Below are 26848 nucleotides of genomic sequence, written 5' to 3' on the forward strand. Positions count from 1 at the left end.
CATTGCTGGATACGCCGAACAGCCCGCCCCGTGCGGGCTGTTTCGCATTCAGGGTTTGCTGTAAACGTCGCGCTGGCATAGGCTTTGGCCATGAACCCAGGCCCCACTGCCAAGGTCGCCGCAGTCCCCGCTGCCGCCGTACCCGATTACGTCCTCCAGCTCGAACGCGCCGCCCACTACCTGCCGCCCGAGCAGCTGCCGCTGCTGCGCCGTGCGTGGGAAGTCGGTGCGTCCGCGCACGCCGGGCAGACGCGCAAGTCGGGCGAGCCCTACATCACCCATCCGGTGGCGGTGGCGCAGGTGCTGGCCGAGCTGGGTCTGGATGTGGAGGCGCTGATCGCCGCGATCCTTCACGACACGATCGAAGACACGCCGCTGACCCGTGAGGCCCTGTCGGCCGAGTTCGGTGAAGCGGTGGCCGAGCTGGTGGACGGGGTCACCAAGCTGGACAAGCTGAAGTTCCGCGACCGCCAGGAAGCGGCCGCCGAGAGCTTCCGCAAGATGCTGCTGGCGATGTCGCGCGACCTGCGCGTGATCATGATCAAGCTGGCCGACCGCCTGCACAACATGCGCACGCTGGGCGCGCAGAGCCGCGAAGCACGCGGCCGCATCGCCCGCGAGACGCTGGAGATCTACGCGCCCATCGCCCAGCGCCTGGGCATGAGCCTGGTCAAGAGCGAACTGCAGAACCTGGGGTTCAAGGCGCTTTACCCGTGGCGCCACGCGATCCTGGAAAAGCACATCCGCAGCCAGCCGGTGGTGCGCCGCGAGGCGCTGGCACAGGTGGAAGTGCAGCTGTCGCAGCGCTTGGCCAAGGAGGGCATCGAGCACCGCCTGGTCAGCCGCATCAAGACGCCGTGGAGCATCTACAACAAGATGCGCGACGAGAACAAAACCTTCGACCAGGTGATGGATGTGTTCGGCTTCCGCCTGGTCGTGCGCGGCGTGCCGCAGTGCTATCACTCGCTGGGCGCGGTGCATGCCGCGTTCAAGCCCCTGGATGGGCGCTTCCGCGATTTCATCGCGATCCCCAAGGCCAACGGTTACCAGTCGCTGCACACGGTGCTGTTCGGGCCGTATGGTTCGCCCATCGAAGTGCAGATCCGCACTGAGGAAATGGACCTGATCGCCGAGCGCGGCGTGGCGGCGCACTGGACCTACAAGTTCGGTGGCGATTCGCCCAACAGCGCGCAGAGCCGCGCGCATGCGTGGATCGTCGAGCTGATCGATTCGCAGCGTGCCGCCGGTTCGTCGCTGGAATTCCTCGACAACGTCAAGGTCGACCTGTTCCCGGACGAGGTCTACCTGTTCACCCCGAAGGGCAAGATCCTGGCCCTGCCGCGCAATTCCACCGCGCTCGATTTCGCCTATGCCGTGCATACCGATGTCGGCAACATGGCGGTGGCCTCGCGCGTGGACAAGAAACTGGTGCCGCTGCGGACCAAGCTGGTATCGGGGCAGTCGGTGGAAATCATCACCGCGCGTTCGGCCACGCCCAAGCCGCAGTGGCTGGAATTTGTGGTCACCAGCAAGGCACGTACCGCCATCCGCCACCAGCTCAAGCAACTGGAACACGAAGACGCCGTGCAGCTGGGCCACCGCATGCTGGACCGCGCGCTGGAAGCGATGGATTCCTCGCTTGAGCGCCTGCCGAAGGGGCGCCTGGATGCCTTCCTGGCCGAGCACCGGTTCCCGCGCCTGGAGGCCCTGCTGGCCGAAGTCGCGCTGGGCAACTGGATGCCGACCCAGGCCGCGCAGGCACTGATGGCCTATGCCGAACTGCGCGGCGGTGCGCACTCGCGCCACAGCTCGCAGGAAAAAATCCTGATCAATGGCAGCGAGCGTGGCGTGGTCACCTTCGCCGGGTGCTGCCAGCCGATTCCCGGCGACGACATCATGGGTTACCACACCGCTGGCAAGGGCATCGTGGTGCACCGCATGGATTGCCCGAACCTGGCCGAACTGCGCAAGTCGCCCGAGCGCTGGGTGTTGATCGGCTGGGACACCACGGTGTCCGGCGATTACGACACTTCGCTGGTGGTGGAAGTGGAGAACGGCACCGGCGTGCTGGCGCAGCTGGCCGCCGCGATCGCCCAGAGCCATTCCAACATCGAGCGCGTGGACTACCTGGACCGCGACTTCAACGCCGCCGTGCTGGCGTTCAACATCCAGGTGCGCGACCGCAACCACCTGGCCGAAGTGATGCGCCGCCTGCGTCGCCTCTCCGTCGTGCAGGCCGTGCGCCGGCAGTAGGTCCACGCCACGCGTGGATGCTCCCGGTAGCGCCGGGCCATGCCCGGCGAGCGCACAGCGCGGCATGAATCAAACGTCGCCGGGCATGGCCCGGCGCTACCGGGTTGCTACAATCAGTGCTCTGTTTTCCCCCAAAGCACCGGAGCGACCCATGTCCCGCCAGATCATCAATACCGAAAAGGCTCCTGCCGCCATCGGCCCGTACTCGCAGGCCGTGCGCGCCGGCAACACCGTGTATTTCTCCGGCCAGATTCCGCTGGACCCGGCCACCGGCGACATCGTCGGCGCCGGTGACGTCGAAGCCCAGGCCCGTCGTGCGTTCGACAACCTCAAGGCGGTTGCCGAAGCTGCCGGTGGTTCGCTGGACAAGGTCGTGCGCCTGGGCCTGTACCTGACCGACCTGGCTGAGTTCGCCAAGGTCAACGCCGTCATGCAGGACTACTTCCAGGCCCCGTTCCCGGCCCGTTCCACCATCGAAGTCTCCGGCCTGCCCAAGGGCGCCAACTTCGAGGTCGACGCTGTGATGGTCATCGACTGACCCAGCGTGGCACGCAAGGCGGCGGTCACTCCGGCACTGTCACCGTCCGGTGAAGCATCGCTTGCGATGCTCGCCGGCGTGGGCCCTGCCGTGGCCGCCAAACTGCAGGCGCGTGGCCTGGCCACCCTGCAGGATCTCTGGCTTCACCTGCCGCTGCGCTATGAAGACCGCACCCGGCTGACCCGCATCGAAGACCTGCGCAACGGCGTGCCGGCGCAGGTGGAAGTGCGGGTCGTGGCGGTCGAACGCGGCATGCGTTACCGGCCGATGCTGAAGGTGGCGGTGGAAGACGAAGGGCAGGGCACCCTGGTGCTGCGCTTCTTCCACTTCCGCCAGCAGCAGGTCGGCCAGTTCGCGGTGGGCAACCGGCTGCGCTGCTTCGGCACGCCCAAGCCCGGTCATCTCGGGTTGGAGATCGTTCATCCCAGTTACCAGGTGCTGGGCCGCAACGATGATCCCGAGCTCGGTGATCGCCTCGACCCGGTCTATCCCACCGTCGAGGGCGTCGGCCCGATGACGATGCGCAAGCTGATCGGCCAGGCGCTTGATCGCCTGCCCGAGGAAAGCACGCTGGAACTACTGCCCACAGGATGGCTTGATGGCCTCGGCCTGCCGTCGCTGCGCAGCGCGCTGCTGACCGTGCACCAGCCGCCCCCGGATGCCGATCTGGCCGCCCTGGCCGCCGGCACCCACCCGGCGCAGCGCCGGTTGGCGATGGAAGAGCTGCTGGCCCATCACCTCAGCCTGCGCCGCCAGCGAATTGCACTGCAGGCGCACCATGCGCCGCCACTGGCCGGCCCCGGCAAACTGGCCAAGGCGCTGTTGAAGCAACTGCCCTTCGCATTGACCGGTGCACAGGCGCGCGTGTTCAAGCAGATCCGCGATGACCTTGCGCGGCCCAGCCCGATGCTGCGGCTGGTGCAGGGTGATGTCGGCTCGGGCAAGACCGTGGTGGCCGCATTGGCGGCAATGCTGGCGGTGGAACAAGGCAAGCAGGTCGCCCTGGCTGCGCCCACCGAACTGCTGGCCGAGCAGCATCTCAACAACCTGCGCGGCTGGCTGGAACCGCTGGGCGTGCGCATCGCGTGGCTGGCCGGCAAGGTTACCGGCAAGGCCCGCACCAGGGTGATCGAGCAGGTCGCCAATGGCGAAGCGCAGGTGGTGGTCGGTACCCACGCGCTGATGCAGGAGGCGGTGGTGTTCCAGGATCTGGCGCTGGCGATTGTCGACGAGCAGCACCGCTTCGGCGTGCACCAGCGGTTGGCGCTGCGCGACAAGGGCGCAGGCAACAACAGCGTGCCGCACCAGTTGGTGATGACCGCAACGCCCATTCCGCGCACGCTGGCGATGTCCGAATACGCAGACCTGGATGTATCGGCCATCGATGAACTGCCACCGGGCCGCACGCCGGTGCAGACGGTGGCGTTGAACAATGATCGCCGCCCGGAACTGATCGAACGCATCGCCCTGGCCTGCCAGGAAGGGCGACAGGTCTACTGGGTGTGCACGCTTATTGAAGAAAGCGAAGAGCTGGATGCCACCCCGGCACAGGCCACTTACGAATCACTGCAGGCGTTGCTGCCGGGCGTGCGCGTGGGTCTGGTGCATGGCCGGCTGAAGGCTGCGGAAAAGCTGGCGACGATGGTGGCATTCAAGGCCGGCGAGATCGATCTGCTGGTAGCAACCACCGTGATTGAAGTGGGCGTGGATGTGCCCAATGCATCGCTGATGGTGATCGAGAACGCCGAGCGCCTCGGCCTGGCGCAGCTGCACCAGCTGCGCGGCCGCGTCGGTCGTGGCTCGGCGGTATCGCGCTGCGTGCTGTTGTATCAGGCGCCGCTTTCGCAGATGGCACGTGAGCGCCTGCAGACCATGCGCGAAACCAACGACGGTTTCGTCATTGCCGAGAAGGATCTGGAACTGCGCGGTCCCGGCGAACTGTTGGGTACCCGGCAGACCGGCCTGGCCGGCTTCCGCATTGCCGATCTGGCCCGCGATGCCGGCCTGTTGCCGGGCGTGCATGCGCTGGCCGAGCGCCTGCTGGCGCAGCAACCGGCACTGGCCGACCGCGTGGTGCAGCGTTGGATCGGTACCGCCGTGCGTTACGCCTCGGCGTAAGGATCGGGAGCCGGCCGGGGTCAGAGCCCTTGCCCTGCGGCCGAGGGATCCGACCCCTGCATTCCCTACGCTGCCGGCAACTGCGTACCCATGTATTCGGCCAAACCCCGGCATGCCAGCAGCAACCCTTCGCGTATGTCATCGCCAACGTGTTGCGCTTCTTCGCCGTCCACGCGCACGCGCTCAGTGGCGTGCAGCATTTCCAGCAGCAGGCTCAATCCTGCATTGGCGCGGTCGATACGGGCCAGCGCCACGCGTTGCCCCGGGGTGTGCCACCGGCTCGGCCACTGCTGACCATCGGCGCCTTCGCCGTGGCGGATGCGCTTGAGGCAGCCCAGCAGGGTGAAGCCATTGTCCGTCTGGGTGGCCCCGGGGGCGGACAGCGTGGTTTCCAGCGCCTGCGCCAGCTCATCGGGGATGCTGGCCGCAGCATCGCCCAGAGTGGCGAACAGGAAGGGATAACGGGATGCGGTCATGTCGGCGGTCCTTGTGCGCAAGGCAGGAGGCCACCCACGCGAAGGCGAGGGTGGCGGACGGTGAGTGGTTCCAATACCGGTGACTGCCTCAAGAACGCCGGCGGGCGCGAAGCCCCCACGCACCGCCCGCCATAGAACGCGCGGACGGATTGCCTGCCGGACGCCACGCAGGAACACGCGCGCAACGCCGGCAGGCAAGCGTAAACAACAAGGCAGTCAAACGGGATTGGAAGCCCGCGCCATCCGTTGTCGATGGCCTCCCATGTTTTCCACGAAAGACCGTGCGCCTCAATGAGAAAAGTTGGAAAGCTCGAAAACGCTGCAATTGCAGCACGGCCCCGCCCGGCACGCCGATTGCGTCATCTTTCGCGATCCCGCCGACGTCCATCCACGCATGGCGTGGATCTACCGTGTCGATCAAGGTCGACACCCACCAAGAGCAGTGGGCAACTGTCGAAGGCGGGGTGGATCCGGTTGCGGGGGCGTGAGCGCCATGGATGGCGCGACCGAGCCTACATGGACGTATTCACGGCGTCCCCCGCAACCGGACCCACCCCGCCATCCCACGGAATGCCAGCTTCTGCCGTTGCCGTTGCCGTTGCTCCGGCCTCTGCGGGTGCAGGGCGCAGCCCTGCCGACCCCGAACCCGCGTACTTGCAACGGTCATCATCCCGGTCCACACTTCGTTGCCGATCTGAAGACGGCAACGATGACCCACAAGATCCCGCTGTTGATCGATACCGACCCCGGTGTCGACGACGCACTGGCCCTGCTGATGGCCTTCGCCGATGAACGGCATGACGTGGTCGCCCTGACCATCGCCGCCGGCAATGTCGGTCTGGACTACACCGTCCGCAACGCCCTGAAGCTCTGCGACATCGTCGGCCGTGCCGACGTGCCGGTGTTTGCCGGCAGCCCCGACCCGCTGCTGCACCCGTCTGTCGATGCTGCCCACGTGCATGGCCGCGATGGCTATGGCGATGTCGATCTGCCGCCGCCCAGCCGCCAGGCCGAGGCCGAACATGCCGCGCTGGCGATCCTGCGCCTGTCGCACCAGCATGCCGGCGAACTGATGCTGGTCATGCTCGGCCCGCTGACCAACCTGGCGCTGGCGCTGAAGCTGGACCCGACCCTGCCGCAGCGCATCAAGCGCATCGTGGTGATGGGCGGGGCGGTGACCTGCCACGGCAACATCACCCCGGCAGCCGAATTCAACATCGCCTTCGATCCGGAAGCCGCGCACGTGGTGTTCACCGCGTTCAAGCACCTGCTGGTGTCGGACTGGGAAGCCACCGTGGCCCATGGCCTGCCGCTGGCCGAAGCCGAGCAGTGGCTGGGCGCCGATTCCGACCGCGCACGCTTCTATGAGCTGATCTCGCGCAAGACCCGTGGCCTGTCCGAAGACAGCAAGGGCGGGCGCTGGTACACCGCCGATGCGCTGGCCATGGCCTGGGCGCTGAACCCGGAAGGTCAGCTGCAGGTCGAGTCGCGACCGCTGAATGTGGAACTGAACGGAACGTTCAGCCGCGGAGCCACCATCGTCGATTGGAACCGCCAGACCGGCCAGCCGGACAACTGCGACCTGCTGATGGCCTACGATCAGGCCCGTTTCGAGGCACTGGTACGGCAGGCCCTGGGCGCGATCTGATTTTAGTGGCAGCAACCGGTTGCCCCGGGCGGCAACCGGTGTTTATAATGCCGCTCTTGACCACCAGCCCATTTACGGTGTGAGCCCATGAAGGCCGATATCCATCCGAACTACCGCGACGTCGTCTTCCATGACGTCACCTCCGATTTCAAGATCCTGACCCGCTCGACCATGAGCGCGAAGGAAACCACCAAGTGGGAAGACGGCAACGAATACCCGCTGGTCAAGGTTGAAATTTCCTCTGCTTCGCATCCGTTCTACACGGGCAAGCACAAGGTCATCGACACCTCGGGCCGTATCGACAAGTTCCAGAAGCGCTACGCGCGCTGATACGTCGTACCCGGTTCGAACCGACGGCCGCGCTCTGCGCGGCCGTTTGTTTTTGTCCGTCGCGCACCCAACGGGTGTTTGGATGGACGGAACACAGCGTCTCTGTATCCCCCGTTTTGCCGATCAGGGCCGCTCGCTGGCAGGATTCCGGCTGCCTGTCGTCTACGACTTCTGTCTAGCGCCGGGCAAATGCTGCTGTGCGATAATGACCTGATCCCCGGCACAGGCCGAGGACGTCATTCACGTGCCTGACCAATGCGCTTGGGCAGGCGCCTTCCCATGAAGGAGCGCACACAGTGTCCGATCTTGATCAGGTCACGCTCAACGCCGGCGATACGTCGGTCGTTCTGCCCGTCATCAAACCCACCCTTGGCAACGACTGCGTCGACATCGCGAAGCTGACCAAGGAAACGGGGTATTTCACCTACGATTCCGGTTTCACCGCGACGGCCAGCTGCAAGTCCGCCATCACCTACATCGACGGCGACAAGGGCGTGCTGCTGTACCGCGGCTACCCGATCGAACAGTTGTCGGAGAAGTCGAGCTACGTCGAAGTGGCCTACCTGCTGATCAACGGCGAGCGCCCGAGCGCCGAGCAGCTGAAGGCCTTCACCGACGAGCTGGCTGCTGAAGCCAACGTCGATGATTCGATCAACACGCTGATCGGCAGCTTCGCCAAGGATGCCCATCCGATGGCCATCCTGACCGCCGCCATCGCGCAGCTGTCGGGCATCTACCACGCCTCGCTGGACCTGTCCGACGCCGAGCAGCGCCGCCAGGCCGCCGTGCGCCTGATCGCCAAGGTGCCGACCCTGTCGGCGCTGATCTACCGCCACGGCAAGGGCCTGCCGGCCAACAAGCCGGATACCTCGCTGGATTACGTCAGCCGCTTCCTGAAGCAGACCTTCGAGTCCGCCGATGGCCAGTACGAACTGAACCAGGACGTGGTCAAGGCACTGGACCTGCTGTTCATCCTGCATGCCGACCACGAGCAGAACGCCTCGACCTCGACCGTGCGTCTGGTCGGTTCGACCGGTGCCAACCCGTACGCGTCGGTCGCCGCTGGCGTCACCGCGCTGTGGGGTCCGGCCCACGGCGGTGCCAACGAAGCCGTGCTGAAGATGCTGGAAGAGATCGGCAGCGCCGACAACGTCGAGTCCGCCGTGCTCAAGGCCAAGGACAAGACCTCCGGCTTCCGCCTGATGGGCTTCGGCCATCGCGTGTACAAGAACTTCGACCCGCGCGCCAAGGTCATCGGTGAGATGACCGGCAAGGTGCTCAAGCAGCTGGGCGTGCAGGATCCGCTGCTGGACGTGGCCGTGAAGCTGGAGCAGGCCGCGCTGCAGGACGAGTACTTCGTTGCGCGCAAGCTGTACCCGAACGTCGATTTCTACAGCGGCATCATCTACAAGGCGCTGCAGATCCCGACCGAGATGTTCACCGTGATGTTCGCCCTGGGCCGTACCTCCGGCTGGGTGTCGCATTGGCTGGAACAGCAGGTCGACCCGGAAATGAAGATCGGCCGTCCGCGCCAGGTCTACACCGGCAGCGACGTGCGCGACTACCAGGGCTGATCGCCACGCGTAGGTTGTGCTGAAGACGCCCCGCATCCGCGGGGCGTTTTTTTTGTTTTGGCTCCGGTAGCTGCCAACCTTGGCTGGCACGCTTTCGACACTCGGAAAAAATCATCCACGCGTGGCATGGATCTACCGCGTTCCCGCTTTTTGGTAGGTGCCAACCTTGGTTGGCACGCTCTTCACCGCGCCAAGACCGCGTGATTCAAGGGTCTCACCAGCTTCACAGGCGCTCGCGCAGCCTCAGGACGCCAGCTGCAGCCGCAGCACAGATACGGAGCGTCCACCCCATGAGTACCCGTTTTGACCTGCCCGAGCGAGATCCACTCGGTCCCGACATCTCCACCGTGGTGGCCACTCCCATCGTGCCACCGCCCAGCGAAAGCGCGGTGTCATGGGGCGCCATTTTCGCCGGCGCCGTTGCGGGCGCCGCACTGTCGCTGATCCTGCTGATCCTGGGCGTTGGCCTCGGCCTCTCTTCAGTTTCGCCTTGGTCCTTTGAAGGGGTGTCCAAGGAAACCTTCGGTTGGACCAGCGTTGCGTGGCTCACCTTCACCGCACTGGCCGCTTCCGGCCTCGGTGGCTATCTGGCCGGCCGCCTGCGCACCAGGTGGACGCAGATCCACGGTGATGAAACCTACTTTCGCGATACCGCGCACGGCTTCGTGTCGTGGGCCGTGGCCACGCTGCTCACTGCCGGTCTGCTGACCTCGGCCATCGGTGGCGTGCTGGGCGCCGGCGCAAAGGTGGCTGGTGCAACCGCAGGCGCTGCTGTCTCCACCGCAGGTGTTGCTGCTGCCGGTGTCGGCACTGCGGCTGCTGGCGTTAAGGAAGGCGACCTCAACTACTGGGTGGACTCCCTGTTCCGCAACGCCAACCCTGCAGGCCCGGCAACGACGGGTGCGCCGCCGCTGCCGGGCACCGCTGACGCAGCACCGGGCGCCGCGCCGATGGATCCTGCCACCCCGCCGCCGGCCGCCAGCGCAGGCCCGCGTGACGCCCGCATGGCCCCGCCGCCGCCGCGCCCGGTGCCGGGTAACGGCCCAATGGGTGATCGTCGCGATGTCCGTGCCGAAGTGAACCGCATCATCATCAACAGCCTGCAAGGTGATGGTCTGGACCCGGCCGACACCCAGTACCTGTCGCAGCTGATCGCGCGCGAGACGGGCATGAGCCAGGCCGAAGCGCAGGCCCGTGTGACCGACGTGCAGACCCGCATGCGTGCTGCGCTGGAAAAGGCCAAGAACACCGCCAAGCAGGCTGCCGACGATGCCCGCAAGGCGACGGCGTATGCCGCCCTCTGGCTGTTCATCACCCTGCTGATCGGCGCGTTCTTCGCCAGCCTCAGCGCTACCTGGGGCGGCCGTCGCCGCGACCTGTAACCCCGCAATCCATGCAAGGAGACCTGCCATGAAAATGATTCTGCTCTGGCTGTTGGGCGTGCCGATTCCGCTGCTGATCCTGTACGCGATCTTCTTCTGAGATCGTGCCGTACAGTGAGGTCCATCAGGCCGCCGTGAGGCGGCCTGATGCCATCACGTCTCCGGGTACTGGCTCGGAGCACACCCCAGTTCGCGCCGGAATGCCGCAGAGAACGCACTTGGGCTGGCATAGCCCAGGTCCAATGCCACGCGGGTTACCGCCTGTCCCTGGCCCAATCGCTCGATGGCAGCCAGCAGGCAGGCCTGCTGCCGCCACTCAGCGAAACTCACGCCGGTATCGGTGCGGAACAATCGCGTGAACGTGCGCCGGCTCATGCCCGCATCCGCAGCCACCTCATCAAGCCCGATGGCCAGCGAGGGTGCATCCATCAGCTCCCGGCAGACGCGCGCGAGGCGTGCATCGGTCGGCAAAGGCGCATGCAGTGAAAGTACCGGCATCGCCGCGATTTCCGCCACCAGCAGCTGCATCAGCTTGCCCGCACGCCCCACCTCGTCGTACAGCGCAGGCAGGTCCACCGCGCCCTCCAGCAGCTGCCGCAGCAAGGGGGAAACCGCATGGACGCGGCAGTGCATTGGCAGTGCCACGGCGGCGGCCACCTCGGCAGAAAGAAATGCGTTGAGCATCGTCACCGGCCCGCGCATCGTCATCTCGTGGGCCAGCCCGGCCGGTACCCAGCAGGCGCGTTGAGGCGGTACCAGCCAGCGTCCCTGCGGTGTCGTCACGCTGATGGTGCCGCGCGCGGCGAATGCGAACTGCCCGCGTCGATGCGCATGACAGGGAAAGGTGGACCCCGCGGCGTAGTCATTCGAGGTGACCACCACATCGCGCGGCAGGTCTTCGTAGGGATCGAGCAGCGAATTGCGCATGGCCCGGATTCTATAGCGGTTGACCCCGCATCGACGGTGGGCAGGGCCTGCGCTGCCTAGCATCAGCACTCCTCCTGACAGCAGCAGTTTTTCATGGCCAACACCTTTCATCGCGTGGGGCAGGGGCCTCACTCCGTTCTGGTCCTGCACGGCTGGTTCGGCGACGCGCATGCGTTCGAACCCATCGAACCGTGGCTGTCACGTGATCGCTTCAGTTACATCTTCATGGACTGCCGCGGTTACGGGGGCATGCGGGACGCGGCAGGCCAGTACAGCATCGACGAGGTGGCGCATGACGCGTTGGCGCTGGCCGATGCGCTGGGGATCGATACCTTCAGCGTGGTGGGGCATTCAATGGGCGGCATGGCGGTCGAGCGCATTGCCGTGCTGGCGCCGCGGCGTGTGCAATCCATGCTGGCCATCGCGCCCGTTCCCTGCGGCGGTATCGCCTATGACACCGCCACCCGGCGAGGGCTGGAGAGCGCTGCCAACAGCCTTGCCGACCGGCGGGCCATCATCGATCGCAGCACCGGCGGGCGCCTGCCTGCAGCCTGGTTGGACTGGAAGGCCCGGTATTCAATGGAGCACTCCACGCCCAGCGCGTTTGCCGCCTATCTCCGCGCATGGGCAGATACGGATTTCAGCAACGAAATTGTTGGCACGCATCGTCTGAAAGTACTGATAGGTGGGCGCGATCCTACGTTCAACCGATCACTGATGGAGCGCACCTATCTGCGCCGCTACCGCCAGGCCACGCTGGAGGTTCTGGCAGATGCCGGGCACTACCCGATGAATGAGACGCCGCTGGCCTTGGTGGCTGCCATGGAATCGTTCCTGGAAGACGAGGCGCACCTCGCATGAACGGTTTCTGACACTGAATGACGTTTTCACATCTTTTCGGATCTGTTGCATAGGCATCACATGCGGGGCGATAGAACCTGAGGGCACTTACTCAGCCATGGAGAACACCATGAACCGACTGCTTGCTATCGCCCTCATCGCGACGCCACTCGCCCTGCTCAGCCTGGATGCACAGGCGCAGTACACCGGCCCCGGTGCGGGCACCGCCGCCAGCACCGTTGCCGACGCGCGCGCACAACGCGATGATCACCCGGTGGTGCTGCAAGGCACGCTCGTGGCCAAGATCGGTGACGAGCGCTACCAGTTCCGCGATGCCAGCGGCCAGATCGAGGTGGAGATCGATGACGAGGACCTGCCGCCGCAGGCCATCGGTGCCGATACCGTGGTGGAGCTGCGCGGCAAGGTGGATACGCATCGCTTCAAGCCGACCGACATCGATGTTGATCATGTAACCGTGGTACCTGCGGGTTGAAGGAAATCTCCGACACCGACAGGTTTGGTGCAAAGCGCAATGAGGGTTGTTGCAAAGTGCGAATGAGGTAATTTGCATAAACTCAGAACATTGAGCGTCATCAAGAATTCGCCTTAACGATCCAGGGTTTAGGAATTCTTGAATGGCCCGCAGGACAAGGGATTTCTAACATTCTCTCCGTCGCCCGCAGTCACCTCTGCGGGCGACGCTCCCCTCTCTTTTCTCCTTGAGAGAGGGGAGCTCTCACATCCCCCTTGTCCGAGAGAGACAACCATGCACGCCATTTTCAAGAAGGCCGCGCTCGCTGCAGCGCTGGCTACGGCTTCGCTGTCCGCGCACGCCGTGGAAACCAAGATCACCGTCTACGCCGACGTTGACCCGACCCTGGCCCTGCTGCGTGATGACGGCAGCGCACTGCCGGACGCCGTCACCCTGACCCACGATCCGCTGCGTGGGCTGATCCCGAATACCCAGCACGTACGCATCCACTCCAACGATGACACCGTCGATATCGAAGCCAAGATCGGTGGTGCATTCGTGCTGGCCAACGGCGACGGCACGGTCACCGTGCCGATGAGGGTCAGCCTCAACGGTCGCGCGCTGGGCCTGACCCCGATTGAGTACGCTGCGGCCGATCTGTTCACCGGTGCCGGCTCGACCCCGGGCGCCTCGGTCTCGATGCCGCTGGTGATCGCGCAGACCGCTCCGGCGCCGCTGACCACCCAGGGTCGCTATTCGGGCGTCGTCAACATCGTGCTGAACCAGAAGCCCTGATTCAACGCGGTTCCTGTGCCGGCCCCTCACGCGGGCCGGCCGCTTCTCCAGTGGTACCCCCCATGACCCCACACGCTCCCGCCGTCACCCGGCTGGCGGTCGCGCTCGCCCTGGCGTTGTCCCCTCCCTGGGTGGCCGCGCACGGCGTGCCAGCCGGCTTCGAAGATCTGGTTGAAGGCCAGACCGAACAACTCGACATCCAGCTGTTCGGCCGCTCGGCCGGGCTGTCGCCGGTGCGCGTGACCCTGGAACACGTGCAGCTGGAAGACCCGGCAGGCGTGCTGCAGGGATTGGACCTGTCGGCCGAGGCGCAGGCCGCGCTGCTGCCAGCGCTCTCGCAACCCATGCCGCGCAACAGTCACCTGGCCTGTCGCTTTGGTGGCGCCAGCGCCGGCTGCGGCTATCTCGATCCACCCGAAGACCCCGCCGCCGTGCGCGCGCTGTACGACGAGGGCGAGGGAGCGGTGCGCCTGTTCGTCGCCCGCCAATGGATTCCCGGCAAGCCGGCCGCCGAACGCTTCCACACGGTCAGCGCCAACGCCGAAAACGCCTTCCTGCACCAGCAGGTGATCAATGTAAGTGGCAGCCGCGATTACCAGACGCTGTCCGCGCGCGGCACCGGCGTATTGGGACTGTTTGATCACGGTCATGTCTCCGCCGAATGGAACTTCAACCAGCAGCGCTACCGCAGCCGCGGCAGTGACAGTGCGTTCCAGTTCGACAATGTCTATTACCGCCACGACCTGGGGCAGGCGCACTACCTGCAGGCCGGGCGCATGGACCGCCGCAATCTGTCCAGTCCGCAGGGCGGCACCTTCAGTTTCAGCATGCTGCCGCTGGACCGCCTGCAGGGCCTGCGCGTGGGCACCACCCAGGCCTATGTGGATGCCGATGCCGCCGTGCAGGCCACGCCGTTGACGGTGCTGCTGGCGCGCGATGCTCGGGTGGACGCCTTCGATGGCACGCGTCTGCTGCAGACCTACTACCTGCAGGCCGGCATCAACCAGATCGACACACGCAACTTCCCGTTCGGCAACTACACCATCACCCTGCGCATCTTTGAAGACGGCGTGCTGGTGCGCAGCGAGGATGCGCCGTTCGACAAGGGCGGCGACTGGACCAACAGCCAGTGGCAGTGGTTCGTGCAGGGTGGCAAGCGCAACGAGCGGCGCAGTGATCGCTTCGATGGCGAACGCGTGGCCGTTGCCGGCATGCGCGTGCCGCTGGGCCGCGACGTGGCCGTGGTGGCCGGCGCCGCCGACCTTGGCGGCTTCCGCTACGGCGAGCTGCGCATGGACCTGCGCCGCCTGTACGCCACCCGGGAACTGCGCGCCAGCTTCGGCGGCATGCGCGGCAACGATGGCAGTACCGGCCAGCAGCACCAGCTGTCGTATCGCCACACCGCGTCCTGGAACATCTACCAGCAGCGCATGCGCGGCAAGGCCTGCCAGTTCGAGGCCGACGCCCGCGACCAGCTGGGCTGCACCAATTCGCTCAGTGCCTCGATGGCGCTGCCGCTGGCCGGTGGCAGCGCCTATGTGGGCTACACGCGGCGCCAGACCTGGCGCGCCGGTCGCGAGCTTCCCGGTGCAGAGGGCGATCCGCTGGCCGCGCTGGACCCGTTGCTGCCACCGCCACCGCCGTGGCAACCGCGCCGCGAACCGCAACTCAGCCGCACCTGGCAGGCCAGCTTCAGCCGCAGCCATCGCTGGCAGGATTTCAGTGTCTCCACCCGCGTGGGTGTGTGGCAGCAGCGTGCCAGCGACAGCCTGCGCGGCAGCGATCAGCGCGACCGCGGCATCTACTTCAACCTGAGTCTGACCCGTCTTGTGCGCGGCACCGCCGGCGGTGGCCAGCGCCGCTACAGCGTGGACGTGCGTCAGCCGCAGCACCAGCGTCCGGACATCAACTACAGCGTCGGCCACAGCCTGCGCCAGGACGTGGACGCACAGTACCGCGAGCTGTCGGCCGAGCTGCGCGCCAACAACAGCGACCGCTACAGCGCCACGCTCAGTGGCCAGTTGCAGAACAGCCTGGGCCAGAGCGGCGCCACGCTGGCGCACTACCAGCAGCGCGGCCGCAGCGAGACCGCCTACAGCGGCATGCACAGCTCCGGTTTCGCACTGGGCAAGCGCGGCTTCTACTGGAGCGGCAGCAACGGCGCCGACGCCGGCCTGGCCGTGCAGGTGGCCGACACCGACGATGTCGACCTGCGTGGCGTGGCGGCCGAACTGCAGGTGGGCGGCCTGCGCCGTCAACGCCTGCAGATTGGCGAGCGCCGGTTGCTGCCGCTGTCGTCGTACCAATCGCACCGCGCCGAAGTACAGGACGCCAGCACGCTGGACAGCATCGCCGCCATCCGCGTGACCGGCGTGGGTGGCGCACGGCCGATGTTCCTCAGCCCCGGGCGGCTGATGCGCATGCCGGTGCCGATCGAGGTGACCTACACCTTCATCGGCAACGCCAAGGATCTTGCCGGAGCGCCGCTGGGTGGCGCCCGCATCCTCAACGCGCCGGTGCCCGGCACCAGCGCCAATGGCGGCTTCGTCGCAGATTTCCCGCGTCGCGAGACAACGCTGTACCTGCTGCAGGACGACCGCCTGCTGCGCTGCCCGCTGCAGGTGCGCGAGCGCCGCCAGGTGGTGCTGCTGGTGGGCGCCGTGCATTGCGAGCCGCTGGCCGTGGCCCTGCTGCCGCCGGAGATCCGCCAGCAGGCCCGCGTGACCCGGCTGCTGCAGGAACGCGCGTTGATTGCCGCCACGCCCCAGACCGCTGCTGCAGGAGGAACGCCATGAACCGGCGTGTGTTGTTGGTGTTGATGCTGGTGTGTGCGCTGGTGGTGCTGGCGCCGAGGGCGTGGGCGCAGTGGCCGCCGGAGACGCATCCGGCGGATCAGAGCCGGGACATCGTGATGACGTGGGATCGCTCGGCGGTGCCGGGCGATGTGGAGTTGTGGGCGCCGCGGACGGTGCTGGGATTCAGTCACGACCTGACGATGAAGTATGGGCAGATCCATGTGGTTTGTGGGTCTGCTTCTGATACTGAGTTTGGGCGGTGCCCGACGGAAGGAGTGCCTCATCTGACGCGTGGCGAATCGGACATCTCGCTTCTGATGATCGAGCAGCGAACTGGTCTGCATGCGGAGATTCGCGCGATCGGATACCTGAGACGAATCATGTCTGGAAGGGTCTGCAGTTCAGATTTCTGGGAGAACACGCAGCGATACCTATACGCAGCCAGTTGGTTTGAATGCAGGGATCAACCAATAGGGACCGGCGTTCAACTGATCATGCCGACCCAGGAGCTGAGGAGGCTCGTCGCCGGCCACTGGAAGGCCACGATGCGCCTGAACATCAAAGCCGACCCTGCCGCAGCACCGGTAGCCACAGCCACCTTCAACTTCGATTTCACCGTCACCGACTACGACGCCATCTCGATCTACTTCCCCGGCTTCGATGGCGTTGCACCGCTGGTCAACATGGACCTGCGCTACGACCCCATCCGGAAGGTCGTCGCCGGGCGCAAGGACGTGGACATGTGCCTCTACGACGGTGTGGGCTCGCAGAGCGAATTCCTCGGCGTCACCGTGCGCGACAGCGGGCCGCGCCCACCGCCGGGGCGCGACTTCGCGGTCTGGCATCAGGACGGCGGCAGCGACGACACCCAGCGCCTCGACTACCAGGTTGGCCTGAACTACGGCGGCAATCTTCTGGCAATGAAGCACGGCGAAGAACAGCTGCTGCGTGGCATCGACAGCGCGCAGCTACGCATGGTGCTGCTGCCGGGCATCAGTCAACCCGTGTACTGCGTGCCCACGCCGCTGACGCTGGAAACACCGCCCACACCCATCGCCAGCAAACGCCCCGGTCTCTACGACGGCGAACTGACGGTAGAGCTGCGCGTGCCCACCGCCAAACCCTGATCCCCACGGAGCCTGCCATGAAAAAGCTGCTGTTCTGCCTGCTGCCGTTGAGTGCCCTGCAGGTACCTTCGGCCCACGCCAATCTCACTATCCACCCCATGCGCGCGGCGGTCGACGCCCGGCAGGGGGCACAGATCCGGGTGTACTCCCAGTCCACCCAGCCGCAGTACGTGCAGACGCGGTTGCTGCGCATCGTCAATCCCGCGGCAGCGGGCGAGGAAGAGCTGGAGGTGGAAGCGGCAGACGCCGCCATCGCCATCACGCCGGGCAAGTTCGCGCTGGCCGGTGGCGGCAATCGCCTGATCCGGGTGATCCCGCTGCACGCCGTCGAAAAGGAAGCGGCTTACCGCCTCTACTTCGAGGGGGTGAAAGGGCCCGATGAGGCCGGCCTGGACGTAGACGGCGAAGGAGCACAGGCCAACGTTGGCGTCAGCCTGGTGTGGGGCGCGCTGGTGAATGTGATCCCCAACAACGGCAGCGTGGACCTGCAACTGAAGGGCAGCACGCTGCTTAACACGGGAACGCTTCGGGTGGGCATCACCAGCGTTGCCGATTGCAGTGCGGACGGCGCCTGCAGTGCGCACGAGCTGTCGCACAGCTTGTACCCCGATGCCGAAGTGGAGCTGCCCTTCCATCCGAAACCGGGCAGCACGCTGCAGCTGCGCTATCGCCTGTCCCGTGACGGTCACCGCGAGCATGTGCAGACATTGGCGCCGGCGGCCTGATCAACCCGCCCCGTGCATGGCGCGGGGCTTCATTTCCCCATGGTGTTAAGGAGAACGAGCATGAATCGAATCTATCGACGTATCTGGAGTGTGGCCAAGCAGTGCTGGGTGGTGGGCAGTGAGTTCGCCAAGACGGTGCGCGCAGCATCGTCGCAGCGTCGCAAGGGCGCACAGCGCGTGGCGTTGTTTGTAGCCTTCCAGTCGCTCGCGGGGGGCGCTCACGCCGCTGCGGTAACGAGCCCTGATTGCAGCGCGGAAGAGGAGTGGCGTGAGGGGTGCCTCTACAAGGCGGCGACGGCGCCGGGCGTCCACGCATTCTCGCTGCTGAGTTCGACGACACCCTTGATTACAGGTGCTGGGGCAATAGCGATAGGGCAGAGTGGAACCGGGTTCGGAAATGGGATTCGCATCAACGGAAACAACAGCTCCGCCTTTGGCAACTCGGCGGAGACCTACGGCGTCGACAACGTTGCCATAGGCTATCAATCGAAGGCGTTGGGCGGACACAGTGTGGGCCTGGGAGCGAACTCCAGAGCATCGGGGTTCGGGTCAACGTCGCTGGGCAATAATTCCGGCGCAACCCGCACGAATGCGGTGGCACTGGGTAGTGGCGCGCTCGCGCAGAACCAGAACTCGGTGGCGCTGGGAGCCAACGCAATCACCAACGAAGACAATGTCGTCTCTGTGGGCAGCTCCAGCGAGAAGCGCCGCATCGTCAATGTCCAGGACGCGCGTCTGAGTGCCGGTAGTACAGACGCGGTCACTGGCAAGCAGCTCTACGCCACCGAGCAGAAGATCGGATCACTGAGTGGCATGCTGAAAGCGGGCTCGCACGCTGATTCCTTCGTCATCGGGACAGGTTCTGTGTCCGCCTCCGCCAATGCTGTGTCTGTGGGCAGTGCAAGCAGGAAGCGAAAGATCCAGTACATCGCCGATGGTACGGTGGGTGCAAATAGTACCGATGCCATTACCGGCAACCAGCTTCATGCCACCAACCAAGCAGTGACCAAGGCCCAGACAGCAGCGGACGCTGCGGCGACCACCGCTAGCGCCGCAAAGGTGGAATCGGGCAAGGCGCTGGCCGAGACGGCGGTGTTGGGTGGTCTTGTCACCCAGACCGCTGCCAATGGCAGTGTTCGACTGGGTCAGAAGAACAGTGGCACGCAGCTGGACGTGCGCAACAGTGCCAATGCGAACCGCAAGGTTCTGGGGGTTGCCGACGGGGCTGTCAGTGCGACCAGCAACGAGGCCGTGACTGGCAAGCAGCTCTATGCCACCGAGCAGAAGATCGGATCACTGAATGGCATGTTGAAAGCGGGCTCGTATGCCGATTCCTTCGTCATCGGGACAGGCTCTGTGTCCGCCTCCGCCAATTCTGTTTCGGTTGGCAGCGCCAGCAGGAAGCGGAAGATCCAGTACATCGCCGATGGTGTAGTGGGGGCCGGCAGCACGGATGCCATCACCGGCAACCAGCTACATACCACCAACCAGGCCGTGATCAAGGCCCAGACAGCAGCAGACGGAGCGACGACCACCGCCAATACCGCAAAGGTGGAATCGGGCAAGGCACTGGCCGAGACGATGGTGCTGGGTGGCCTGGTCAACCAGACCGCTGCCAATGGCAGTGTTCGTCTGGGCCAGAAGAACAGTGGCACGCAGCTGGATGTGCGCAACAGCGCCAATGCGAACCGCAGGATTATGGGCGTCGCCGATGGGGCCATCAGCGCGACCAGCAACGAGGCCGTGACCGGCAAGCAGCTCCATGAAACCAACGCGAACGTGACTGCGGCACAGACGGCAGCCGCCGCGGCGAAGGTCAGCGCGGATAAAGCGTTGGCTGAAACCGGAGTGCTGAGTGGTCTTGTCGGTCAAGTCGCTGTCAACGGCAACGTTCGTGTTGGCGAGAAGAACAGCGGCACCGTGCTCGATGTGCGCAACAGCGCGAACGTGAATCGGAAGCTGACCGGCGTGGCCGATGGTGCGGTCAGTGCCAGCAGCTACGAGGCCGTCAACGGTAGGCAGCTCAATACCATCAATGACAAGGTTGCAGCGGTGGAGGGTATAGCCAGGTCTGCGGGCACGGAAGCTGCCGCGGCAAAGACGGATGCAATCAAGGCGCTGACCGAGACAGCGGCGCTGGGCGGGCTCGTGGCGCAGGCATCTGCGTCTGGCAGCGTGCGCCTGGGTGAGAAAAACAGCGGTACCACCTTGGATGTGCGCAATAGCGCCAATGCCAGTCGGAAGATAAGTGGTGTTGCGGACGGCTCCATTGATGCCAGTAGCACAGAGGCCGTGTCGGGCCGACAACTCTACGGGAGCAACAGTCGAATTTCGGCATTGGAGAGCGCCAGCGAGTACGTGAGTGTTGGTACTGATTCCTTTAGCCAGCGGGCGGAGGCAGGCTCGCTCGGGGTAGCAATTGGGGATTCAGCTAAAGCTGGCACGGAAGGTGCAACTGCACTGGGTGCGCTATCTCTTGCAGATGGCATCAACTCCGTGGCAATCGGACGCGGCTCGACAGTCTCGAAAGACTCTCTGAACGGGTTCGCCATGGGAGCCGGTGCCCAGGTGGAGGCAGCCGACAGTATTGCAATTGGGGCTGGAGCCAAGGTCCGGGTCGGGGCGACTGGCGCGATGGCAATCGGCTCGGGTGCTGAAGCAACAGAGTCGAATACGGCGTCCTTTGGCACCAAGGATTCAGGGCGGCGACTGGTGCACGTCGCGCGCGGTACCGCCGACCACAACGCCACCACCGTCTCCCAGCTCAACGATTCCCTCGCCGCCCTCGGCGGAGATGCAGGCATGGACGGCAACGGGAATATCATCGCTCCGACCTACACGCTGCAAGGCGGAACGCAGAGCACCGTCGAGGATGCGCTGATGGCACTCGATGGCGCCGTCATCACCGCAGGCCGTCGCGTGGACAAGGTGGAAGGTCAGCTCAGCTCGATCTTCCAGGATTCACCTTCGGCCCGTGCCGACGGTGTGAACCAGATCGCGCTGAATGGCGTGAACGGCATGGTGCTGACCAATCTTGCCGATGGCCGAGTGGCGCCAGGTAGCCGCGATGCCGTAACGGGCAACCAGCTGTACGCCGCAGAGCAGAAGATCTCGCAGAATCGGAATGATCTGGAGGCAATGCGCAAGAAGCGGGAGATGGGGCAGCAGGTAATGCGAGGTTTGGATGCGAGCGTCATCGACTATGGTGGTGCGCGTTTGACTGGTGTGGCTGAGGCGAAGCTTTCGGCTGACAGTTCGGACGTTGTGCGCGGCAGTCAGCTCTATGAGACCAATAGCCGTGTGTCGGCCTTGGAAGGCATCAGTCAATATGTCAGCGTGGGCAAGGCTCCTGAGTATGGCCCTGCTCAGGCTGGTGCGGCTGGTCTCGCCATTGGAAACCTCGCAAAGACGGGCATCGAGGGTGGCACGGCGATTGGAACATTCGCCCAAGCGATGGGTAGAAATTCAATTGCCCTCGGACGAGCATCTACTGTCTACGAAGGCTCAGACTCCAGCTTTGCCATCGGGACTGGAGCTGAGGTTGGTAGAGCCGGCGAGCCGGGCGCATTCGGAGCCATTGCGTTCGGCGTTGGTTCAAGGGTCGAACCCGGAGCCCACGGTTCTATCGCGCTCGGAACCAGCTCTTATGCGGCCGAGTCAGGAGTTGCATCATTTGGCAATGCTGGAATGAAGCGCCGCCTCGTAAACATCGCCAACGGCACCGCCAACCACAACGCTGCCACGGTCGGCCAGCTGCGCGGTGCGCTCTCCGCCCTCGGCGGCGAGGTGGATGCCAACGGCAACATCGTTGGCCCCAGCTTCAACGTGCAGGGCCAGTCCCAATCCACGCTCAATGGCGCATTGGAAGCGCTCGATGGCGCAGTCGTCACCACCACCTCGCGCGTGGACAAGGTCGAAACCCAGCTCCGCTCCGTCTTCCAGGACGCTCCCTCGATTCGCGCAGACGGCGCTACCCAGCTCACCCTCGCCGGTGCCAACGGCATGGTCATCTCCAACGTGGCCAATGGCCTGATCGCGGCCGGCAGCCGCGATGCGGTCAACGGTGGCCAGCTGCATTCGATGCAGCAGCAGCTCAATGGCCGCATGGATGGTCTGGAGCAGCGCATCGACGATGCGCCGGCACCGCATGCACTGGCGTCATCCTCGCTGCCGAAGCCGCAGACCGAAGACACCCCTGTGCCACCGGAAGGCAAGGACCCCCAGCAGGTCGCCTCGGTAGGCGAGGGCGACAAGCCCACGCCGCAGCCGAAGGCCAAGCAGGACGACACGCCCAAGCCGCAGGTCGACACCGCCGAGCTGGAAAAGATGCTGGCCCGCGCCAACGAGTACACCGATGGGGCGATCAGCAACGTCGAACGACGCCTGGACAAGATGGACAAGCGTTTCAATCGCATGGCCGCGATGAGCAGCGCGCAGACCGCGATGGCGATGAACACCGCCGGCCTGGCCACCTACAACCGGCTCGGTGCGGGCGTGGGCTACGCCGAAGGCGAATCGGCGATGGCGGTGGGCTACCAGCGCGTGCTCAACGAAAAGGGCTCGGCCACCTTCAGCCTCAATGGGGCGTTCACCAACAGCGGTGAACGCAGCATGGGTGTGGGTGTGGGTATCGGCTGGTAAATCGTCATGCTCCGGCGCGCGGGCGCACTGCGCCCCGTGCCGGAGCCCATGCTGGGGAGACCGCGATGTACAACTTCATGGGCCTGTTCATGAGCTATCGGCGCTACTACCTGTGGCGCGCCCGGTATCGCTACTACACGCGCCACATCGACGGCTGGACGCTGGTCTATGTGGCGGCCATGGTCGGCCTGTTCCTGCTGCTGTGGTACCACTGGCGGGCGTTGAGCGTGCCGCCGCCGCGCGTGCACCCGGAAGCTGCCACGCTGCGGGTGGAGGGCATCACCAAGGAGGCGATCCACCGCATCGTGCTGGTGCGTCATGGCGGTACACCCCGCGGTGTGGAGTTCACCACGCCCGAGGACATCCGTGCCAGCACCCTGCGCACCCTGCGGGTACGACAAACCCTGGACAGCGAAGTGGCGTGGCAGTTGAGGGCCAGCATGCTGGCTGACATCGGCGACTACATCACGGCTACCGGCGGCTGCTTTCCCTACGACTGCTGGCGGGTGAAGGAACGCATCGCGCTTGTACGCAATGCCGCTGCGGACAATGCGGCGATCAACGCGGCGCTGGAGCCGATCCTGGAAGTGCCGCCGAGCATGACGCCGAACCTCAACGGTGGTGAGCGCGGGCGGGTGAAGAGCGGCTGGTCCGACTCCTTCAACGATATCTACTACCAGACCTGGTTGCTGGGCGACCTGCAGCAGATGCACGCGCGGATGATGGTGGAGTACCCCAAGCGTGCCCCGGCGCCCTGGTTGCCACGGCTGTTGACCGATCCCATCGAGGAACCGGTGATCTGGTAGCGGTCGATGCCGCCGCGCGATGTCCTGCACGGGTCGGGGCGCATGCCGCCCCGGTCCCGTCGTGCAGGCCTGCGTTGCCGGCCGTGTCAGCCGGCGATGTAGGCGGTGATTTCTGCTTCGGCCAGCAACTGCCGCAACTGCGTGGCGGAGGCACGCCGCATCGGCTTTTCATCCACCGGTGACAACGGTGCCTGGCGCAGCGCGTCGTAGGGCAGTACCGCCACGTCGAAGGTGAGGTCCTCGGCGGTGAACACCCACACCGGCACATCGCGGTTCCGCTCACGGTCCAGGCGCAGTCGCCGCACGCGCGATTCGGCCGGAATGCCGTGCTCGTCCAGGAAGCGGTGCACGGCCTCCGGGTCGTCGCTGTGCACATGCAGCTGCACGGGGCTGTGTGCATCGGCGGTGCCATCGAGCACCGGGCCGGTCAGGCGCGGAGTGAACCCGTGCAGGAACTCCAGCGCACGCAGGGCGGACTCGCGGCGCCGCTGCAGTTCACTGCCGTGCTGTGGCCCGGAGAACAGGCGTTGATACTCGCGCAGGGCGTCTTCGATCTCGACATTGCGGGGCAGGGAAGCATCGTCGTGGATGCCGAGGCGGCTGGCGGCCTTGAGCTTGGCCTGGTGGAAGTCGCGGATGCCGCCCTCGGCCATCAGGCGGGCGGCTTCGTGGGCGAGGCGGTGACGACGCTCGCGGGTCTGGCTGGCAGCATGCTGACGGGCGCGATGCATGCGGTGACTCCCTGTTGCGACCTGGCTACAGACTAGCGCAAGGTTGTGACATCTGCGTGGGTAGACGAAACAGCGCCGCTGCGCTCGCCGGGCCAGGCCCGGCGCTACCCGGGCACGCGGCCCACCCATGTGGCGTGGCCCCCCCCGGCCAATCCCCGCCTCCCTCAGAAGATTTCGAGCGCCGCGGCGTCAGCCTGCGGGGTGCTCTGCAGGTTGAGGTCGTAGTCGGTCAGGCGGTCCATGTCTTCCACCTTGACCCACTCCACCGCACCGTTGAGCGTGGCCTGGACCATGCCGCTCGGCGGTTCGTTCTGGGCGATCGGGGTGTCCTTCAGCGCGGTGCGCATGTAGTCGATCCAGATCGGCAGGGCCGCCTTGCCGCCGTACTCGCGGTAGCCCAGCGAACGGAAGTCGTCGCGGCCCACCCACACGGTGGTCACATACGGGCCACCGAAACCAGAGAACCAGGCATCGCGGTGGTCGTTGGTCGAGCCGGTCTTGCCGCCCACGTCCTCGCGGCCGAGCACCTTGGCCTGGGCACCGGTGCCGCGCTGGACCACGTCACGCATCATCGACACCAGCTGGTACGCGGTACGGGCGTCGATCGCGCGCGGGGCGGTGCGGGCATCCGGGTTGACCGGCGCCGCCGGGGTTTCGGTCTTGGCTTCCGCCTTGGCGGTGGCCTTGGCGTCGGCCTTCGGGGCCGGGGCACCGAAGTTGAAGCCATCTACCACCTGGTTGACCGGCTGGCCATCGCTGGTCCCGGCGCATTCGCGGCAGGCCATGGCCGGGTTCTCCTTGAACACCAGGTTGCCATCGCGGTCGACCACCTGGTCGATCAGCCAGCTGTCCACGCGCGAACCGCCGTTGGCGAATACCGCATAGCCACGGGCCACCGACAGCGGGGTCAGCGAGGCGGTGCCCAGCGACATCGACAGGTTCGGCGGCAACTCGGATTCGGCAAAGCCAAACTGGCTGATGTACTTGCGCGCGTAGTCCACGCCCATGCCATCCAGCAGGCGCACCGAAACCAGGTTGCGCGACTGCACCAGTGCTTCACGCAGGCGCATCGGGCCACGGAAGCCGCCGCCATCGTTCTGCGGCGCCCAGGTCTTGCCGCGGCGGTCGCGGAACACCACCGGCGCGTCGAGCACGATCGATGCCGGGTTGTAGCCCTTGTCGAACGCGGCCGCGTACACGAACGGCTTGAAGCTCGAACCCGGCTGGCGACGGGCCTGGGTGGCGCGGTTGAACTTGTTGCCGCTGAAGCTGAAGCCCCCCACCAGCGCGCGCAACGCACCGCTGTTGGCATCCAGCGAGACCAGGGCCGACTGGCCACGTGGCAGCTGGTCCAGCAGCCACTCACCCTCCTTGGCACCGGCGCGCACGCGCACGATGTCGCCACGCTGTACCAGCTTGGCCGGGCTCTTGTTGGTCCACTTGGCGGCACCGGCCGGCAGCACGATCTCGCTGCGGTTGCCCAGCACGACCGTAGCGCTGCCATCGGCACCGGTACTGGCGACAATCGCCGGCAGCAGGCCGGCCTGGCCGTAGATGCCACGCAGGTGCGCGGCCAGGGCGGCGGCGTCGTCGCCGGCCCCCAGCGCCACCTGCTTCTCCACGCCGTGCCAGCCGTGGCGGTGGTCGTACAGCAGCAGGCCGTCGCGCACGGCCAGGTTGGCGGCGGTCTGCAGCGGCGCATCGATGGTGGTGGTGACGTGGTAACCCTTGTTGACCACATCACCGCCGAAGCGGGCGATCATTTCCTGGCGCACCAGCTCGGCCACGTACGGGGCATCGACCTGCACCGGCGGCTCATGCGCGGTGGCGTGCATCGGCACGGCCTTGGCCGCGTCGGCTTCGGCCTGGCTGACGAACTTCAGTTCGGCCATGCGCTGCAGCACATAGTTGTCGCGGCGTTGGCGTGCCCGCTCCGGGTTGGAAATCGGGTTGCCCGAGGAGGGGAACTTGGGGATGCCGGCCAGCGAGGCCATCTCATCCAGGTCCAGCTCGTTCAGCTTCTTGCCGTAATAGAACTCGGCCGCAGCGGCCACGCCGTAGGCGCGGTTGCCGAAGAAACTCTTGTTCAGGTACAGCTCGAAGATCTCGTCCTTGCTCAGCTCGGACTCGATCTTGCGCGCCAGCAGGATCTCGGCCAGCTTGCGGGTATAGCTGTACTCGGAGCTGAGGAAGAACTGGCGGGCGACCTGCTGGGTGATGGTGGAACCACCGGGCACGCGCTTGTCGTTGGTGGTGGCCAGCAGCCACACCGCACGGCCAATGCCCTTGTAGTCCACGCCCCCGTGTTCATAGAAGCGGGCGTCCTCGGTAGCCAGGAAAGCCTGCTTCAGCTTCTCCGGCACGTCCTTCATGGTGATGGGGGTGCGCCGGGTCTCGCCGAAGACCGCCATCAGCTTGCCATCGGCAGCGTAGACGTACATCGGCTCCTGCATTTCCACGTCGCGCAGGGTCTGCACGTCGGGGAGCTTGGAGGAAACGGCGTAGTACAGGCCGCCAACGGCGGCCGCTCCGACCAGCGCCAGGACCAGTACAACAAGGAAGATCCAGCGCAGCCAGCGGCGGAGTCGGGTCATCGGTGTCAGATTCCGATTGCGAATTTCGTGGTCGCAGAGTATAGATTACGCAAGGTGGCGGCTGGGGTCGGCACCG

At 65.6% G+C, this 26848-nt stretch carries 19 protein-coding genes; 15 read left to right on the forward strand and 4 right to left on the reverse strand.

Going from position 1 to position 26848, the window contains the following annotated elements:
* Nucleotides 1-90 precede the first annotated feature (90 nt).
* The 3 genes from ACVOLJ_RS09830 (at nt 91) to recG (ending at nt 4909) form a co-directional block, all read left to right on the forward strand.
* Nucleotides 91-2253, forward strand: coding sequence for a RelA/SpoT family protein (locus tag ACVOLJ_RS09830; protein ID WP_475280212.1), 2163 nt, complete (start codon nt 91-93; stop codon nt 2251-2253).
* A gap of 151 nt (nt 2254-2404) precedes the next feature.
* Nucleotides 2405-2791 (forward strand): RidA family protein, encoded by a 387-nt coding sequence (locus tag ACVOLJ_RS09835; RefSeq protein WP_046987316.1) that lies wholly within the window; start codon nt 2405-2407, stop codon nt 2789-2791.
* 6 nt (nt 2792-2797) lie between these two features.
* A complete protein-coding gene (gene recG / locus ACVOLJ_RS09840) occupies nt 2798-4909 on the forward strand; it encodes an ATP-dependent DNA helicase RecG (RefSeq protein ID WP_481564045.1) in 2112 nt (703 codons plus the stop codon).
* 65 nt (nt 4910-4974) lie between these two features.
* Here the strand turns inward: recG and ACVOLJ_RS09845 are convergent, their stop codons facing one another.
* Nucleotides 4975-5385 carry a hypothetical protein gene (locus tag ACVOLJ_RS09845; protein ID WP_475280210.1) on the reverse strand — a complete coding sequence of 137 codons (411 nt, stop codon included), beginning with the start codon at nt 5383-5385 and terminating at the stop codon, nt 4975-4977.
* 709 nt (nt 5386-6094) lie between these two features.
* On the opposite strand from ACVOLJ_RS09845, the gene ACVOLJ_RS09850 reads away from it, so the two are divergent.
* The 4 genes from ACVOLJ_RS09850 to ACVOLJ_RS09865 all read left to right on the forward strand — a co-directional run bounded on the left by ACVOLJ_RS09850 (nt 6095) and on the right by ACVOLJ_RS09865 (nt 10319).
* Nucleotides 6095-7033: a nucleoside hydrolase gene (locus ACVOLJ_RS09850; protein WP_475280209.1), complete on the forward strand. Its 939-nt coding sequence runs from the start codon at nt 6095-6097 to the stop codon at nt 7031-7033.
* Nucleotides 7034-7120: 87 nt separating this feature from the next.
* A complete protein-coding gene (locus ACVOLJ_RS09855) occupies nt 7121-7363 on the forward strand; it encodes a type B 50S ribosomal protein L31 (protein ID WP_475280208.1) in 243 nt (80 codons plus the stop codon).
* Between the two features lie 296 nt (nt 7364-7659).
* Entirely contained in the window at nt 7660-8937 is a 1278-nt protein-coding gene (locus ACVOLJ_RS09860) for a citrate synthase (protein WP_475280207.1), read from the forward strand.
* A gap of 290 nt (nt 8938-9227) precedes the next feature.
* Nucleotides 9228-10319, forward strand: coding sequence for a hypothetical protein (locus tag ACVOLJ_RS09865; protein ID WP_481564046.1), 1092 nt, complete (start codon nt 9228-9230; stop codon nt 10317-10319).
* Between the two features lie 153 nt (nt 10320-10472).
* Here the strand turns inward: ACVOLJ_RS09865 and ACVOLJ_RS09870 are convergent, their stop codons facing one another.
* Nucleotides 10473-11246, reverse strand: a complete 774-nt coding sequence (locus tag ACVOLJ_RS09870; RefSeq protein ID WP_481564047.1) for an AraC family transcriptional regulator — start codon at nt 11244-11246, stop codon at nt 10473-10475.
* A gap of 93 nt (nt 11247-11339) precedes the next feature.
* Between ACVOLJ_RS09870 and ACVOLJ_RS09875 the strand changes: the two genes are divergently transcribed.
* The 8 genes from ACVOLJ_RS09875 to ACVOLJ_RS09910 all read left to right on the forward strand — a co-directional run bounded on the left by ACVOLJ_RS09875 (nt 11340) and on the right by ACVOLJ_RS09910 (nt 23447).
* A complete protein-coding gene (locus ACVOLJ_RS09875) occupies nt 11340-12107 on the forward strand; it encodes an alpha/beta fold hydrolase (protein WP_475280204.1) in 768 nt (255 codons plus the stop codon).
* Nucleotides 12108-12216: 109 nt separating this feature from the next.
* The gene (locus tag ACVOLJ_RS09880; RefSeq protein ID WP_475280203.1) at nt 12217-12579 is read left to right on the forward strand and encodes a NirD/YgiW/YdeI family stress tolerance protein; all 363 of its coding nucleotides are present in this window, start codon (nt 12217-12219) and stop codon (nt 12577-12579) included.
* Nucleotides 12580-12852: 273 nt separating this feature from the next.
* On the forward strand, nt 12853-13353 hold the full coding sequence (locus tag ACVOLJ_RS09885; protein WP_475280202.1) for a CS1 type fimbrial major subunit: 501 nt from the start codon (nt 12853-12855) through the stop codon (nt 13351-13353).
* 62 nt (nt 13354-13415) lie between these two features.
* Nucleotides 13416-16148, forward strand: a complete 2733-nt coding sequence (locus tag ACVOLJ_RS09890; RefSeq protein WP_481564048.1) for a TcfC E-set like domain-containing protein — start codon at nt 13416-13418, stop codon at nt 16146-16148.
* Nucleotides 16145-17275: a CfaE/CblD family pilus tip adhesin gene (locus tag ACVOLJ_RS09895; RefSeq protein ID WP_481564049.1), complete on the forward strand. Its 1131-nt coding sequence runs from the start codon at nt 16145-16147 to the stop codon at nt 17273-17275. The genes ACVOLJ_RS09890 and ACVOLJ_RS09895 overlap by 4 nt, the downstream gene beginning before the upstream one ends.
* Nucleotides 17276-17292: 17 nt before the next feature.
* Nucleotides 17293-18000 (forward strand): pilus assembly protein, encoded by a 708-nt coding sequence (locus ACVOLJ_RS09900; RefSeq protein ID WP_481564050.1) that lies wholly within the window; start codon nt 17293-17295, stop codon nt 17998-18000.
* Between the two features lie 60 nt (nt 18001-18060).
* Nucleotides 18061-22641, forward strand: a complete 4581-nt coding sequence (locus ACVOLJ_RS09905) for an ESPR-type extended signal peptide-containing protein (protein ID WP_481564051.1) — start codon at nt 18061-18063, stop codon at nt 22639-22641.
* A 65-nt stretch (nt 22642-22706) separates the two neighbouring features.
* Nucleotides 22707-23447, forward strand: coding sequence for a hypothetical protein (locus ACVOLJ_RS09910; protein WP_481564052.1), 741 nt, complete (start codon nt 22707-22709; stop codon nt 23445-23447).
* Nucleotides 23448-23533: 86 nt separating this feature from the next.
* Here the strand turns inward: ACVOLJ_RS09910 and ACVOLJ_RS09915 are convergent, their stop codons facing one another.
* Nucleotides 23534-24178 carry a hypothetical protein gene (locus ACVOLJ_RS09915; RefSeq protein ID WP_475280196.1) on the reverse strand — a complete coding sequence of 215 codons (645 nt, stop codon included), beginning with the start codon at nt 24176-24178 and terminating at the stop codon, nt 23534-23536.
* Between the two features lie 164 nt (nt 24179-24342).
* Complete coding sequence (locus ACVOLJ_RS09920; protein WP_481564053.1) at nt 24343-26772, reverse strand: penicillin-binding protein 1A; 2430 nt, start codon at nt 26770-26772, stop codon at nt 24343-24345.
* Between the last annotated feature and the right edge of the window lie 76 nt (nt 26773-26848).

Source organism: Stenotrophomonas sp. STEN046 (assembly GCF_056759755.1).

Excerpts from the sequence above, each read along its gene's own strand:
- ACVOLJ_RS09830 (WP_475280212.1), top strand. The coding sequence starts at position 91 with ATGAACCCAGGCCCCACTGCCAAGGTCGCCGCAGTCCCCGCTGCCGCC.
- ACVOLJ_RS09835 (WP_046987316.1), top strand. The coding sequence starts at position 2,405 with ATGTCCCGCCAGATCATCAATACCGAAAAGGCTCCTGCCGCCATCGGC.
- ACVOLJ_RS09845 (WP_475280210.1), bottom strand. The coding sequence starts at position 5,385 with ATGACCGCATCCCGTTATCCCTTCCTGTTCGCCACTCTGGGCGATGCT.
- ACVOLJ_RS09850 (WP_475280209.1), top strand. The coding sequence starts at position 6,095 with ATGACCCACAAGATCCCGCTGTTGATCGATACCGACCCCGGTGTCGAC.
- ACVOLJ_RS09855 (WP_475280208.1), top strand. The coding sequence starts at position 7,121 with ATGAAGGCCGATATCCATCCGAACTACCGCGACGTCGTCTTCCATGAC.
- ACVOLJ_RS09865 (WP_481564046.1), top strand. The coding sequence starts at position 9,228 with ATGAGTACCCGTTTTGACCTGCCCGAGCGAGATCCACTCGGTCCCGAC.
- ACVOLJ_RS09870 (WP_481564047.1), bottom strand. The coding sequence starts at position 11,246 with ATGCGCAATTCGCTGCTCGATCCCTACGAAGACCTGCCGCGCGATGTG.
- ACVOLJ_RS09875 (WP_475280204.1), top strand. The coding sequence starts at position 11,340 with ATGGCCAACACCTTTCATCGCGTGGGGCAGGGGCCTCACTCCGTTCTG.
- ACVOLJ_RS09880 (WP_475280203.1), top strand. The coding sequence starts at position 12,217 with ATGAACCGACTGCTTGCTATCGCCCTCATCGCGACGCCACTCGCCCTG.
- ACVOLJ_RS09885 (WP_475280202.1), top strand. The coding sequence starts at position 12,853 with ATGCACGCCATTTTCAAGAAGGCCGCGCTCGCTGCAGCGCTGGCTACG.
- ACVOLJ_RS09890 (WP_481564048.1), top strand. The coding sequence starts at position 13,416 with ATGACCCCACACGCTCCCGCCGTCACCCGGCTGGCGGTCGCGCTCGCC.
- ACVOLJ_RS09895 (WP_481564049.1), top strand. The coding sequence starts at position 16,145 with ATGAACCGGCGTGTGTTGTTGGTGTTGATGCTGGTGTGTGCGCTGGTG.
- ACVOLJ_RS09900 (WP_481564050.1), top strand. The coding sequence starts at position 17,293 with ATGAAAAAGCTGCTGTTCTGCCTGCTGCCGTTGAGTGCCCTGCAGGTA.
- ACVOLJ_RS09905 (WP_481564051.1), top strand. The coding sequence starts at position 18,061 with ATGAATCGAATCTATCGACGTATCTGGAGTGTGGCCAAGCAGTGCTGG.
- ACVOLJ_RS09910 (WP_481564052.1), top strand. The coding sequence starts at position 22,707 with ATGTACAACTTCATGGGCCTGTTCATGAGCTATCGGCGCTACTACCTG.
- ACVOLJ_RS09915 (WP_475280196.1), bottom strand. The coding sequence starts at position 24,178 with ATGCATCGCGCCCGTCAGCATGCTGCCAGCCAGACCCGCGAGCGTCGT.
- ACVOLJ_RS09920 (WP_481564053.1), bottom strand. The coding sequence starts at position 26,772 with ATGACCCGACTCCGCCGCTGGCTGCGCTGGATCTTCCTTGTTGTACTG.